This window comes from Dapis brunnea BLCC-M229 (genome assembly GCF_050015995.1).
Lineage (GTDB): Bacteria > Cyanobacteriota > Cyanobacteriia > Cyanobacteriales > Microcoleaceae > Trichodesmium.
In genome coordinates, this window is the sequence record NZ_JBNHEP010000141.1 from 1 (window position 1) to 14,126 (window position 14,126).

The following is a 14,126-nucleotide window of genomic DNA, read 5'->3' on the forward strand; positions in this document are numbered from 1 at the left end:
TTGCTCTTGGCAGTTATAATCATTCCCTACCCCATCATATTGAGTGGATACATAAAAATGTTGACAAAGCCTTGCTGCGTGGCGGTTCCTGGATCTACGATCCTAATATCTGCCGTTCTGCGATTCGCAGCATTATCAATAGGCGCGACGTCCACTTCAACTCTTTTGGTTTTCGTGTAGTATGCGATGTCGGGATAACTCTTTAACTCTTTTTCCTTTTTCCCTTTTACTCTTTATCCTCTTTTATTTTTTTCTCTTTTATCTCCGCCTTATGGCGGATCGATTTTTTTCATATTTAAGGATTGTCATACTTGCAATGACCACACATTGTCATTGCGAGGGGGGGTGAAAATAATTAGCTTTGGCTTTTTGATAGAACTTAAGCAAAAAAAACCCTTTTCTGTCATTGCGAGCAGCAGCGAAGCAATCTCTAGAACTTTGAGATTGCTTCGGGGGTGTTTTGGGTAGTAGGGAAAAATGATTGTCAAATATTCCCCCTCGCAATGACACTTTGGGTCTCAATGTCATTGCGAGGGGGGGTGAAAATAGTTAGCTTTAGCTTTTCTATTTAATCCCCCGAAGCAATCTTCATCAAAGCTAATAACCTGAGATAATAATTGCTAAGGATAGAATTAGAATATAAATCAGTTATTCAATTTAATGATGAATATTAGCTTAAGTCCCGAACAAGAAAAATTTATCCAAAGTTGATTAAATTGAATTTTTAGAGAATACAAAGCATTTTAGAGAGATTGAGGCAAATTTATGGAAATAAAGCCAATTTTATTAAATACTAACGCTTAGACTACTTTATAAATGAGCAAACTTCTTATGCCTGAAAATATATTCATAACCCAACAGAGAAAAATTCTTATTGAACCTACTGAAAGATTAGGAAAACATCAATATTTAACAGAGATATTGACAAGAGTTAAGCAGGAATTTAAAAAAGTTTACCAAGATAATTTAATTAGTTTGATTTTATTTGGCTCTCAAGCAAGAGGAGATGCAAAACTAGACTCAGATATTGATATTTTAGTAGTATTAAAAGAAAAAATAATTCAGGATGATAGACGTAACAATATCATTGCATTTATTTCTGACATCTGTATAGAATATGGAGTTTTAGTAAGCTGTGTTTATGTAAGTGAATTTCAATTTAAACAAGAGAAAAGTCCTTTATTATTGAATATTCATCAGGAGGGAATTGTTCTATGAATCAGGACTTACGCAAAGGCAATATATATAGAGTCTTGGTGCGTTACGCTAGCGCTAACACACCCTACCAATAGAGTTCATGCGTGAGTCCTAATGAATATTTAACAAAGACATTTACTATCGCACTTCTCTAATCTCTGAGAGACAGTTTTGGATCCCCCCTGGCCCCCCTTAAAAAGGGGGGAGCCTTCAAAGTCCCCCTTTCTAAGGGGGATTTAGGGGGATCGTAAATGTGCTTCATAACTTTGGGAATTGCTATACAAAAAGCAGGAGATAGTTTACAAGCAGCTCAACTTTTAGTTGACAATAATTTATCTGCTTTTGCTGCTGCGAGGGCTTATTATAGTATGTTTTATATTGCTGAAGCTTTTTTGTTAAAAGAAAGGTTAACTTTTTCAAGTCACTCTGCTGTTATTGCTGCTTTTGGTCGAGAATTTGCTAAGACAAAACGTTTACCTGTGGAATATCATTGTTATTTAATTAATGCTCAAGAAAAACGTACAGAAGCCGATTATAATCTTAATCCCAATATTACAATAATAGAAGCTCAAAGGATTATTAATGAAGCTGAAGAGATGCTGAATTTTGCTCAAAAAAATATTGATTTAGTTTAACCAGTTAAAGCAGGTGCAAATTTCAAAGTTAAATTAGTGCTGAAATCGGAAAAATTAGACAATGATTAACCAAGAAAAACTAGAAGAATCTATTGTTTTAATTACCAGTGCCAAAAAAGCAAATGTTATTGGTACTGGGTTTGCCTTTTATCGAGAACAAAATTATACTTATCTAATTACTTGCGCCCATGTTGTTGATGATGTGGGTGGTGAGGAAAATGTACGAGTGAATAATAAGAATGATATTCCTGTAGATGTTGTGGCAATAGGAAATATTCAGGGTTTTGATTTAGCAGTTTTAAAGGTCAAAGATATTTTGACTATTCCTTTGTTACAGCTAATGATTTTATCTGAGGAGGAAGAAATAAATTACCAAATTAATATTCCTGGTCACTATCTTTACAGTGATAATAAAATACCTGAATTTAAGCCAATAACAGGAATAATTAGTCAAAGAAGTAAAGTAATCCAATTTCAAGAAAAAGTTGTCGTTTGGGAACTAAAAATAGAAAAAGGAAAGTTGCAAGGAGGTTATAGTGGAGCACCTGTTGTTGATTTAGAAACAGGTTTTGTTGTGGGTGTGACTACTCATAAGGAGGGTCGAAATGAACAAGAGGGAAAAGTAGGAAGAGCAATATCTATTGAAGCTTTGGAAAAAATTTGGTCTGACATACCTCCTACTATTTCTCAACAACTTAAAAGAAAAAGTTCATTGACTCAATTGTTGGTTAAAGGCAGCAATTTTAACAATATTTCTCCAGCATCTTTTCCAGATTTAGATTTTTCTGGTATCTCTCCAGAGACTATCCAAAAGGCTTATCAAAATTCTTTACCTCCCGATGCAGAAGTTTGGGATTTGGAAGTAAATAATATTTCACAAATATTAGAAAATATGCATCAATTTAGAAGACTGCCTCAGTTTTTTCAACAGTTAATTCAATCTCCAGATATTCTTATAGAAATTCGTAATCAATTGCAGGAGGAAGTAGAAAAATTAGCACCAAAAAAGTCTTTAACAGAAAATACCAATAAATCTTCAAAAGATTTTTTTTCTAATCTATCGGAAAAACTAGACTCCTATATCTTGGCAACACTTATTCCCGACCAAGACGAATATTTTTTCTTAAATGCTTGGTTAATTATTGATGATTCAGTACAAAATATATCTAAATTTCAATCTCTCCTTGACTCCAACGAAAAACAACAGGGAATATTATGTAATTCAACTCAAATTCCCAAAGAATTTAACAAATTTCTCAAAAAAGCACTGAAATATTTGAGAGGCAAAAATTATTCCCTAACAATCGAATTTTTCTTACCCAGTAATTTAATGTGTGAGGAGGTAGACAGATGGAAAATTTCTGACCCTGTAGCTGAAGAAATTACTTTAGGAATTAAATATCCAATTAGATTGCGATCGCTTGAACGTCTTAATCTTGATTATTTAGATTCTTATCTACCTCAATGGTACGAATATTGGGATAAAGTTAAAGATTTTTTACCGCATAAACCTACTTTAGAATTATTTGAACATTTGGCAGAAATGGAGAGTTTTAACTGGAAATTATTAAAAATAAAACTAGAAGAAAAAATCGGCTTGAAAGTTACTTGCGCTCATTCTGAATCTATGAGAAAAGATTTGTTTAGAGCAATTTTGTCAGCGACAACTCCTATAGCTATTTGGCTCAGGAATGATATTCCTAATTTGAATCAAGTAAATTTTATTGATGAAATATTAACTCTTCAACCATTAAATAATCTATGTAAAGCAGTTAAAAACATGAGAGAAGAAGCTGATGCTAATGCTCAAATAGATAAACATTTAGGTTATCATTTGGCTGTTCTTTGGGAAAATCCCTATCGTTTAACTCCAGATATAATGGTTGAATTAATTGCCCCTGGACAATGAAAAGTTGTAGGGGCGAATGGCATTCGCCCAAGGGCTTGAGGAGGGAAGAGAATTGAGAAATATTTAATAATGATTGAAGAAAGAGCATTATTAAGCGAATTTGATATAAGTTATACCAATTTGTTAAAACTTGAAAAGACGATCCCCCCAACCCCCCTTGGTAAGGGGGGCTAAGAATTTAGAATTCCCCAAACCTTCTGGAAAAATCAAATTTATGCCTCTAGCTATCCCCTTTTTAAGCTATGCTTTATAAACATCTTTCTTAACATAAAAATTGACTTTTAGAGACAAGTTATGAATAAGCATTTGAGAGGCTTTTGCGTAAGAAAAGTGTATTGAAAAGTACATTTTTTAATAAATTCAGACAAGATTCTTACTCCCCCCTCTTCCCTCTATCCTCACCCTCCCACAAGGGTTTCAGGAGTTCTTTATAAGGGATAGCTTTCTAAGGGGGATTTAGGGGAATCGTAAATCTGCCTCATAACTATGGAAATTGCTATATTCTACCTCCTAATTCCTAAATTATTTATTGAAAAAAATATCGTCAAAAATTATGAATGACTGGAAAATATTTAAAGGTAATAGTCAACCCCATGATGAAATTACTCGCCTTCCCCCACCTCCAAATTGGCGAAAGTTTATTGGCGCAGATAATCAGATAATTGAAGAAATTGAACAGCGTTGGAAAAACTTTTTGGATGAAAAAGGTGAAGCAACAGAAGATTCGGAAAGAGGCAAAAGTTTTCGGATTCATTCTGACCGTGATAATGAAAAAAATAGCGTTATTAATATGGTTAATGCCGCTCTATATTTGAGACGACCTTTGTTAGTAACGGGCAAACCAGGAACAGGAAAAACTTATTTAGCTTATGCCGTAGCTTATGAATTGAAATTAGGTCCGGTTTTGCCTTGGTATATTACTGCTCGCTCGACTTTAAAAGATGGTTTATATGATTATGACGCGATCGCTCGTCTTCAGGATGTACAAATGGGCGACGGAAGTAAGGATATTGGTCGCTATATTAAACTTGGCGCTTTGGGTACTGCTTTACTTCCTTTCCCCAGACCTCGTGTTTTATTAATTGATGAGATAGATAAGAGCGATATTAATTTACCCAACGATCTACTCAATTTGTTTGAGGAGGCGAGGTTTGAAATTCCAGAATTAGCTCGTCTTTCTAAAGAGGTTTCCCAGGTAGAGGTTCGCACTTATGATGGGATGGATGTGCCGATAAAAGATGGAAAGGTGCGTTGTCAGAATTTCCCTTTAATTATTCTCACCAATAATGGCGAACGAGATTTTCCACCAGCTTTTCTCAGACGATGTTTGCGGTTAACGATGCCTTATGATCCTGATGCGACGGCGTTGAAAGAAATTGTTAGAGCGCATTTGGGTAGTGATGTGTTAACCAAGGATGAGGCAAAAATTCAAGAATTGATTGAGAAGTTTATCAAAAAACGTCCGGGAGGCGACCTTGCTACAGACCAACTTTTGAATGCTATCTATATGATGACTCGCGAATTCAAACCGGAAGAAAAGGATGAGGAAAATTTGGTTGAAGTTTTGCTGAAATATTTGACGAGCGAGGAGGATAGATGATATTAAGTCCGGGAGTGTGGGAAGTGTGGGAAGTGTGGGAGGTGTGGGAGGTGTGGGGAGGGTGGGGAGTGTGGGAAGGGTGGGAAGATTTGGCAATGGCACTCAGATGGAACATTTTTTTATACCGAATTAAGCGTATTTGATATGATTGAAAAATTAATTACGGCACTGAGTCAGGAAGTGGGAATGTCATTTCAGTTATCAGTTATCAGTTATCAGTTATCAGTATTTCCTTTTGAATGCTATCTATATCTATATAATGACTGGCGAATTCAAACCGGAAGAAAAGGATGAGAAAATTTTGATTCAGGTGTTGCTGAAATATTTGACGAGCGAGGTAGATAGATGATTGACGAATTAATTACGGCATTGAGTCAGGAAGTGGGAATGTCAGGAGAGGAAATAGCTGATACTATTTGGTTGGCATTACAAATACAAGAGTCTCCGTCTGGGTCAGTTTCTTCAGACTTTTCCTTGGTTAAGGAAGACATAGGAGCGATGGAGAATAAAACCACGGCTCCAAAGTTACAACCTCAGACTCCCGACTCGAATGAAACACCAAAAAATCAAGATTCCGAGGCACAAAAAGCCAAAATTTATCCCCAGAGTCAACAGCAAACTGAATCCTTAGATTTATCCTTTAAAACCCCCAATGCTCCTTCCTTGCGTCAACCATTAATTTTGGCACGAGCGTTAAAACCTTTAATGCGTCGTATTCCCGCTGGCACAAATTTTGTTCTGGATGAAACTGCCACTATCGAAGGTATTGCCAATACAAGATTGTGGTTGCCTGTATTAAGACCTACCTTAGAACCTTGGTTAGACCTAGAATTGGTAGTTGACGAAAGTATATCCATGCAAATTTGGCGACAAACCATCAGAGATTTGGAAAAATTGCTGAAAAACTATGGAATTTTCCGAGATGTGAGAGCCTGGGGGATGACTGCCAAGGATGGAGAAAAAGTGGAGATACGTCGGGGGATGGGTGCAGCAGCTAAAAATAAATTTCCCCGTAGCTCCAAAGAATTAATAGATGGGAGTAGTCGCCGTTTGGTTTTGGTAGTGAGTGACTGTGTTTCGTCTTATTGGCGAGATGGCAAAGTGACAAAAGCATTAGAAATTTGGGGAAATTCTGTACCGACGGCAATTATTCAAATGTTGCCCAAGTGGTTGTGGAAACGAACAGCTTTAGGTAGAGCGTCGGAAGTCAGGTTACGAGCATTGACTCCCGGAGTGTCTAACCAAAATTTAATTGCTCAGGAAGTATCTTTGTGGGAGGAGTTGGAGGAGAAAAAAGGCATTAAAGTTCCGATATTTACTTTGGAGGAGGATAAGACAGAGACTTGGGCACAAATGTTGTCTGGTAAAAGTAGTGTTTCGACTTTGGGGTTTCTGTTTAAGTTGGATGCTCCGGTTAAGGAGAATAGTTTGTTTAATCTTGACTATAGTCAGTTGAGTGCCGAAGACCGGGTACAAGCATTTCGGGTGACTGCTTCTCCCATGGCGAGAAAACTGGCAGGTTTATTAGCAGCGGCACCTGTGATTAGTTTGCCTGTGGTGCGGTTAATTCGAGGAGCATTGTTGAGGGAATCTCTACAAATTAATGTGGCAGAGGTATTTTTGGGAGGTTTATTAAAGCCTTTGTCTGAAATTAAGGTGGAGACTAATCCCGATGATATTTTGTATGGGTTTGTGGATGGGGTGAGAGAGTTATTCATAGATTCGATGCCTTCAGACCGAGTGTTGAATGTGGTAGATAAGGTGTCGGAATATATGGCAGAGAGAGTCGGTTTGTCCTTGGAAGATTTTGCTGCTGTTTTGAGGAGGGAGAAGGAGGTTGAGGATAGTGGGGTTGTTGAGGAGGTTGGATATTTTGCGACAGTTACTGCTCAGGTGTTGAGGCGTTTGGGTGGGGAGTATGGGAAAGTTGCTGACAAAATAGAGGTTAAAAATCAAGAACCATTACAAAAATTAGTTCGAGCAGTGGATCAGAAAGCTTTTGAAATTGAGTTTGCTAATCTACTTAGTCCTAATAATTCTGATGGCTCTTTCCTTTTGACTTTTATTCGCAGGTCTCTAAAGCAATTTAATTTGGATCGCGCTTACACGGAAGATGACATTTTGAGTGAAGTTTACTTGCGAGGAGTAAAGACCCTTCAAGAAGGAAAAACTATCAGAAATTTCTTACCTTGGATTCGTGCAGTAGTTTATAATTATATTCGAGAACTTAGCCGAGAAAAGTTGAAATCGGTACAACTAGAAAGCTATCATTTACAGCCGGAGTATAAAAAAGCTGTCAAACAAAATTTATACAATTTATATAAGTATGTAAAGTTTAACCCAGAGCTAGCTTCAGCCTCAATAGCTTTAGCTTTTAAGAAGCTCACCCCAGATGAAAAAAAGTTGTTGCAGTACAAGGTTATTGAAGATTTGTCTTGGGAAAAAATTCAAAGTTTGGAAGAGTATCAAGATTTTACTCTTTCTGATTTACGCAAGTGGCACGAAAGAATCTTGAAAAAACTGCGTCTGTTATATTATTCTGTAGAGAATGCTTCTGAAGATATAGTAAGTAATTGAATAAAATTTGGGAAACCCCGCAAATAAATATAAATGTTGAGAATAAAGAAACTCCAAGGTTATAGTAAATATACGTTGGGTTGAGGTATCGAAACCCAACGTTTTTCAACTCCCATTATTACTATTGCTCAAGTAGAATAAAGGCAACCCAAGCTAGATAAATTTTTGTTGGGTTGCGCTGTCGCTTAACCCAACCTACTAAATTTAGATAAAATGGCGATCGCCTCCCTCCACAAATACCAACAAACTGTAACGTTATAGTTTTTAGATTTTAGATAAACTCTGAGAAAGTAGCGATAGAATATCCATTCTGCTTGGCGTTGGCGGAGCCTAGGGGCAGCTATATCGCTAATTTTCCAGAGATTGATGTTTTATTCATCTATTGTACAATAGTACAAAAAATAGTACAAAAAAAATACTTCCTAACAAAAGTAAACGTAGTTTGGGTTGAGGTATCGTTAACGTAGCTTATCCGCAGGATAAACCCAACATTTTTCAACTCCCATTATTACTATTGCTTAAGTAGAATAACGCTAACTCAAGCTACATAAGTTTTTGTTGGGTTGCGCTGCCGCTTAACCCAACCTACTAAATTTAGATAAGATGGCGATCGCCTCTCTCCAGAAATAAACAAACCAAAAAACTCCAACTTTATAGTTTTTAGATTTTAGATTAATTCTGATAAGGTAGCGATAGAACATCCGTTCCGCTTTACTACGGAATGCTAGGCAAACGCGACCGCTCATTCTGCGCTTGTAGTAGGACTTTAGTCCCAAGGTAGATAGGGCTGAAGCCCTACTACAAACAAACTCCAACGTTATAGTTTTTAGATTTTAGATAAATTCTGAGAAAGTAGCGATAGAACATCCGTTCCGAAGAGCGATCGCTAATTATCCATAGATTGATGTTTTATTCATCTGTTGTACAATAGTACAAAAACATATTACAAAAAAACTACTTTAGATTGATGTTTTATTCATCTATTGTACAATAGTACAAAAACATATTACAAAAGAGTTACATTCTATCTCCCTAAAGTCTATTAGTCCCTCGTTAAAGCTATAATCACATTATTTATCAAACCTAAAAAAACTATGAGCAAACTAATTTTAGAAATTTCCGAGCCACTAACAGAAGCATTGCGAATACCACCTGATGAAAAACTCTCCCGTGTCCGTACCGAACTTGCCGTGCGACTATACCAAAAAAGTTTGCTTTCTTTTGGTAAAGCTCGTGAGTTAGCAGAGATGAGTAAGTGGGAATTTCACTCGTTACTAGGTAAAGAGGAAGTGGAACGTAGTTATGATTTAGAAGAGTTGGCAACAGATTTCAATACCCTGGAGTCCTTAAGTTCAGAGCAGTAACTAATTCTTCTATATTGATTCCCTGAGTACAAGAAATATAATCGGGCTGAAAGCAATTTTAACTGAACTTTAATCTTAGGGGCAATCTTTACACAATCTCCCATTCTTTTAACATCTAAGTAATTTAGAGAAAATAGCGATCGCCTTCTCTCCTAGATAACTAAATCCTTCTTTCTTCTTCCTTGTCCTAATAACTGATAAAATTGATTTCGTATAATGAGGTCTGAAAAATTATGACATTTAATGATGTGGTTGAGCTAATCAAAAGTCTTTCCACAGATGAAAAGCAAGAAATTCAATTATTGTTAAAGCAATATATCCGCGAAGAAAGACGTGAAGAGATTTCTGAGCATTTCAAGTTATCTCAAATTGAACAACAAAAAGGAGAGCTAAAGTTTTCCTCCAATATTAACAATCTGAAAAATTTAATAGAGGAATAATTAAGATAATTGCAGAAAACGTTAAACGATGGAACTACCTAATAAACATCAAGCAGACTTAGGAAATAAAATAGAAAACTATTGTCTTAATCCTAATCATCAAAAGGGTAAGAATAAAGCTACTCTCTTTCAAAATAAATTAGGAATTAATTTAACCAATGCAGATATTCTTAAAAACGCAATTAAACAAGCTGCTATTAATGAATCAGTTATTATTCGTAAAGTTAATGAATATGGTACACACTATAATATGAAATTCTTGCTCAAAACTGATGTAGGAGAATCTTTAATCTTAGTGGCTTGGATAATTCGTAAAGGAGAAGATTTTCCTAGATTAACTAATTGTTATCCTGTTAATAAATGAGGTATAGTAATGAACACATTCAAAGAATTAGATATCGTCGCTTTAACCCAAGATAGACAAACAACCCACTTTGAAACAGAAGAACCTATTTTCTTATGTAAAGGACAAGTAGGAACAATTGTTATGGAATATGATGACCAAGTATTTGAAGTTGAATTTTCTAATAATGATGGAACAACTTATGCAATGGAAACTATTCCTGCTAATCAATTAATGTTATTACATTACGAATTAGTCGAAGCTATTGCTTAATATAGATTTAAAAGCAGATCGGTTATCAGTTATCAGTCAAAGAAGGAAACAAATTACTTTTGAATAACAATTTCCTGATTATCTATATAAGGAATTCGTAATTGTGCATAGTCTGTTAATTTACTTCCTAATTCATTGCCTGGAGTAGGAGAAACAATTTCAATTAATATATCCGGAGATTTGCCAAATTCCCAGAATAAATAAGAGCGAACATTGCGTTTCCACCATTGTTCGCCCCCAGGAATATTCAAACTTAAAAACACATCAGGTACAATTCCTGAATCTCCGACATTAGAGAATAAACCCACATTAGCAGCAACAATAAAAGGAACATTTATTGGTATTTCAGAACCGCTATAAAATACAGTTGTCAGCAAACGTTGTTGTTTTTCATTAATAAAATTATCCAATGGAGTATCATCCTCCAGAATCATATTACTGGTGTCTGGATATTCATGGGGCAGAAGTTCCATTTCAGTTATCAGTTATCAGTTATCAGTGTACCTTACTTACCTAATAAACGTTATATAGAAAATAGGAATTTGTCTTCTTTGTTCCCAAATTTGATATTTCCTAAAAAAAATTATCTACCTTATCTATTTTATATTTATAAATGCTATATTCACCTTGTTCTAAATATTTAGATGCTTATTTAATGAATTATTCTAAATTCATAGAGCAATAATAAATTAGTTTTGACTATTTTTATAATATTTAATTTGAGCTGAAAACCTTTAAAATTCTGACTCCTGACTCCTGACTCCTGACTCCTAAATGCCACCAAAATATTACAACTTAAATAAGATTGCCATAGAGTAAATTACTGGAATATGTTTAAATTAGAATAGCAGTTAAATTTACTAATAAACTTATATGGCCACCAAACTAATTGAACTAGAAGATGGGATTTTGGTTGAAGCGGAAGTTCCAGATGGTGAAGCAAAAGCTATTTCTACTAATGACGTAAAAAAAGTTAAATCTACTTTTGCCCAAGTTAAACCTATATTAGTTAGTATTAGTCGTCCTATTGCCGATGCTTGGCAAGAAATTAATCAAGATATGAAAATTGAACAAGCTGAGGTGGAAGTAGGTTTTAATTTTGAGGGAGAAGGAAATCTCTATATTACTAAAGAAAAAGCAGGTGCAAGTTTCCAAGTTAAATTAGTTCTTAAACCAAGTACACCAAAACCATTTGAAGTCATAATTGTCAACAATAAAGGTGAAGAAGTTAATCGTAGTTCCCATGAAGTAACATCTTTTACTGAAGATTTGGGTAAAGGTATAATGTTAGAAATGGTGTCTATTCCTGGGGGTACTTTTGTGATGGGTTCGGCAGAAAATGAAGTAGAAAAAGATAATGCTGAAGCTCCTCAACATGAAGTTACTATCCAACCTTTTTATATGAGTAAATATCCTATTACTCAAGATCAATATCAAGCTATTATGGGTGAAAACCCCTCTAACTTTAAGGGAGGAAAACGCCCTGTAGAAACTGTCACCTGGAAGAATGCTCAAAAGTTTTGTCAAAAGTTATCCGAGAAAACTAAGAAAACTTACGGACTACCCAGTGAGAGTCAGTGGGAATACTCCTGTCGCGCGGGAACAACTACACCGTTTTATTTTGGAGACACTATTACTACTGACTTAGTTAACTATGATGGCGACTATACTTATGGCAATGCTCCTCAAGGTAAATGTCGAGGGGAGACAACTGATGTAGGAAGTTTTCCTCCTAATGCTTTTGGTTTATATGATATGCACGGGAATGTGTGGGAGTGGTGTCAGGATATTGGGCATGAAAATTATGAAGGTGCCCCTAATGATGGTAGTGCTTGGGAAACTGGAGGAGATAGTAAGGTACGAGTTATCCGTGGTGGGTATTGGGATGATGAACCTGAAAATTGTCGGAGTGCCTCGCGTCTTTGGGGGGATGCTGACTTCTCCAATGACAACAGGGGTTTCCGGGTGATTTATTTTCCAGATGTGTAGCTTGGTACTTTTATAGCTAATATTTTTCTACTTTAAATCAAGAAGATTAACCCCAACCTAAATATATTTCTTGCAAGAGTAGGTAATAGTTAATAGGGAAGAAACTTTTGGGAAAAATGTACTAAAAAAGAGGCGTTGCTGAAACACGGTATGATTTGATAAATTGGGATTGTTTGAATTACTTGTTAATATTAACTATTCCCAGTTAAGTGTTCCCTGTTCCCTATTACCGATAAACTTACTTTCATACCTTAATTCAGCAATGCCAAAAAAGATTTAGTTGGGTGAATTTTAATTCATAAAGTTTTTGTTTGTAGTAGGACTTTAGCCCTAAGTATAGATGTTTCATGGGCTAAAGCCCTACTACGAGCTTTAATGTAGTATGAGGATAAAATACTTTATTCTTGCAAGAGAAGAATTTAACTTTTCAACCATTCATACCACTCATTTAAACCCTCGCCACTTGTGGCAGAAACCTGGAAAATTTTAATATTAGGATTGACTTGTTTTGCATATTCAATACAGCGATTCACATCAAATTGTATATAAGGTAATAAATCAATTTTCGTCAGAATCATTACCTGACTTTCTCGAAACATATAGGGATATTTAATCGGTTTATCTTCTCCTTCGGTAACTGATAGAATTGCCACCTTACAATTTTCTCCTAAATCAAATAAAGCGGGGCAAACTAAATTCCCCACATTTTCAATCATCAAAACTGAATTTAAAGGAGGGTTTAATTCTGTATAACCTTTTTCTACCATTGCAGCTTCTAAGTGACAGCCTTTACCAGTATTAATTTGCACAACTTTACAACCAGTTTGGCGAATTTTTTCTGCATCATTAATAGTTTCTTGGTCGCCTTCTATGACACTAAAAGTCAATTCAGATTTTAAATCATTAATCGTCCGAGCTAATAAAGTTGTTTTGCCAGACCCAGGAGAACTAACTAAATTTAATGCCAGAATATTTCGACCTTTAAACCAACCTCGGTTTTGGGCAGCTATTAGGTCATTTTTCTGTAAAATTTTCTGTTCTAAACTAATAGTAGTTCCGTGCATTTTGGCATTAATTTCTGCCGTTTCCTGATGATTATGTTCAGGAGTATGATTATCAGAATGAGCATGAGTAATAATAGTTCCATCTGGGAGAGTATGAGTATGGGAATGATGCTTATCTACTGTCATTTTTTCTCCTGTTTGAGAATTAGTAATAGTAATTTCATTATTACCGGAACAACCGCAAGTTACACACATGATTCTTCTACCTCCATTTCTTTGATTTTTAGTTCTTGACTTTTTATTATAATTAAATTTAAAAAATATTCAATCTCTGTTTTTAGTTAATGTTGCTAATCTTTGAACTTCCTCTAGTATCAAATCCGGTTAAACAGTTATAGATTGATTCAGTCTTTAGGATGACCGGGTCAGTCCTCAGTCCTCAGGAGGAGAGAGAATTACAAATATTTAGTAGTTATGACGATTGAAGAATTTTTTTATGTTTAATCAAGCGGATTTGATATAAAGGTAGATCCAAATATTCAGCAATAGTTTCTCAAGTTAAACCTAAACGAATCATATTAGATACAGATTTTAAGTTAGCTTCTTCTTTACCTTCAGCTTTGCTTTCAGCAAAAGCCTCTTGATCAACTTTAGTTTTTTTCAATTCACTTAAAGTAAACATGAATTTAATTTCTGTTTTCAGTCAATTTTGCTAATCTTTGAACTTCCTCTAAAGGTAAATCCAAATATTCAGCAATAGTTTCTCAAGTTAAACCTAAACGAATCATATTAGAT

16 protein-coding genes and 1 pseudogene are annotated in these 14,126 nt (G+C 35.2%); 13 read left to right on the forward strand and 4 right to left on the reverse strand.

Annotated features, from left to right (window positions below; translation table 11 throughout):
• The 8 genes and pseudogenes from ACP6PM_RS16420 to ACP6PM_RS16455 form a co-directional block, all read left to right on the forward strand.
• Positions 1-206: pseudogene (locus ACP6PM_RS16420) on the forward strand (formylglycine-generating enzyme family protein); the annotation flags it as partial.
• Positions 207-831: 625 nt separating this feature from the next.
• Positions 832-1,218 (forward strand): nucleotidyltransferase domain-containing protein, encoded by a 387-nt coding sequence (locus ACP6PM_RS16425; protein WP_426586429.1) that lies wholly within the window; start codon positions 832-834, stop codon positions 1,216-1,218.
• Positions 1,219-1,448: 230 nt separating this feature from the next.
• A complete protein-coding gene (locus ACP6PM_RS16430) occupies positions 1,449-1,832 on the forward strand; it encodes a HEPN domain-containing protein (RefSeq protein WP_426586430.1) in 384 nt (127 codons plus the stop codon).
• 61 nt (positions 1,833-1,893) lie between these two features.
• Positions 1,894-3,741 (forward strand): VMAP-C domain-containing protein, encoded by a 1,848-nt coding sequence (locus ACP6PM_RS16435; protein ID WP_426586432.1) that lies wholly within the window; start codon positions 1,894-1,896, stop codon positions 3,739-3,741.
• Positions 3,742-4,294: 553 nt separating this feature from the next.
• The gene (locus ACP6PM_RS16440; RefSeq protein WP_426586434.1) at positions 4,295-5,341 is read left to right on the forward strand and encodes an AAA family ATPase; all 1,047 of its coding nucleotides are present in this window, start codon (positions 4,295-4,297) and stop codon (positions 5,339-5,341) included.
• Positions 5,338-5,484: a hypothetical protein gene (locus tag ACP6PM_RS16445; protein WP_426586435.1), complete on the forward strand. Its 147-nt coding sequence runs from the start codon at positions 5,338-5,340 to the stop codon at positions 5,482-5,484. The genes ACP6PM_RS16440 and ACP6PM_RS16445 overlap by 4 nt, the downstream gene beginning before the upstream one ends.
• A gap of 1 nt (position 5,485) precedes the next feature.
• Complete coding sequence (locus ACP6PM_RS16450; protein WP_426586437.1) at positions 5,486-5,635, forward strand: hypothetical protein; 150 nt, start codon at positions 5,486-5,488, stop codon at positions 5,633-5,635.
• Between the two features lie 51 nt (positions 5,636-5,686).
• Positions 5,687-7,918: an SAV_2336 N-terminal domain-related protein gene (locus ACP6PM_RS16455; protein WP_426586439.1), complete on the forward strand. Its 2,232-nt coding sequence runs from the start codon at positions 5,687-5,689 to the stop codon at positions 7,916-7,918.
• Positions 7,919-8,493: 575 nt separating this feature from the next.
• Here the strand turns inward: ACP6PM_RS16455 and ACP6PM_RS16460 are convergent.
• Positions 8,494-8,664 carry a hypothetical protein gene (locus ACP6PM_RS16460; protein ID WP_426586441.1) on the reverse strand — a complete coding sequence of 57 codons (171 nt, stop codon included), beginning with the start codon at positions 8,662-8,664 and terminating at the stop codon, positions 8,494-8,496.
• A 348-nt stretch (positions 8,665-9,012) separates the two neighbouring features.
• Between ACP6PM_RS16460 and ACP6PM_RS16465 the strand changes: the two genes are divergently transcribed.
• The 4 genes from ACP6PM_RS16465 to ACP6PM_RS16480 all read left to right on the forward strand — a co-directional run bounded on the left by ACP6PM_RS16465 (position 9,013) and on the right by ACP6PM_RS16480 (position 10,338).
• Positions 9,013-9,282 carry a UPF0175 family protein gene (locus tag ACP6PM_RS16465; protein WP_426586443.1) on the forward strand — a complete coding sequence of 90 codons (270 nt, stop codon included), beginning with the start codon at positions 9,013-9,015 and terminating at the stop codon, positions 9,280-9,282.
• A 233-nt stretch (positions 9,283-9,515) separates the two neighbouring features.
• Positions 9,516-9,722 (forward strand): hypothetical protein, encoded by a 207-nt coding sequence (locus tag ACP6PM_RS16470; protein ID WP_426586444.1) that lies wholly within the window; start codon positions 9,516-9,518, stop codon positions 9,720-9,722.
• A 28-nt stretch (positions 9,723-9,750) separates the two neighbouring features.
• Entirely contained in the window at positions 9,751-10,086 is a 336-nt protein-coding gene (locus ACP6PM_RS16475) for a DUF6883 domain-containing protein (RefSeq protein ID WP_426586446.1), read from the forward strand.
• 9 nt (positions 10,087-10,095) lie between these two features.
• Complete coding sequence (locus tag ACP6PM_RS16480) at positions 10,096-10,338, forward strand: DUF4926 domain-containing protein (RefSeq protein ID WP_426586447.1); 243 nt, start codon at positions 10,096-10,098, stop codon at positions 10,336-10,338.
• A gap of 53 nt (positions 10,339-10,391) precedes the next feature.
• Here the strand turns inward: ACP6PM_RS16480 and ACP6PM_RS16485 are convergent, their stop codons facing one another.
• Positions 10,392-10,811 (reverse strand): Uma2 family endonuclease, encoded by a 420-nt coding sequence (locus ACP6PM_RS16485; protein ID WP_426586448.1) that lies wholly within the window; start codon positions 10,809-10,811, stop codon positions 10,392-10,394.
• A 400-nt stretch (positions 10,812-11,211) separates the two neighbouring features.
• Between ACP6PM_RS16485 and ACP6PM_RS16490 the strand changes: the two genes are divergently transcribed.
• Positions 11,212-12,327, forward strand: a complete 1,116-nt coding sequence (locus tag ACP6PM_RS16490; RefSeq protein ID WP_426586449.1) for a CU044_2847 family protein — start codon at positions 11,212-11,214, stop codon at positions 12,325-12,327.
• 419 nt (positions 12,328-12,746) lie between these two features.
• On the opposite strand, the gene hypB is transcribed toward ACP6PM_RS16490, so the two are convergent.
• Positions 12,747-13,586, reverse strand: coding sequence for a hydrogenase nickel incorporation protein HypB (hypB, locus tag ACP6PM_RS16495; protein WP_426586451.1), 840 nt, complete (start codon positions 13,584-13,586; stop codon positions 12,747-12,749).
• Positions 13,587-13,884: 298 nt separating this feature from the next.
• Entirely contained in the window at positions 13,885-14,013 is a 129-nt protein-coding gene (locus ACP6PM_RS16500) for a hypothetical protein (RefSeq protein WP_426586453.1), read from the reverse strand.
• Between the last annotated feature and the right edge of the window lie 113 nt (positions 14,014-14,126).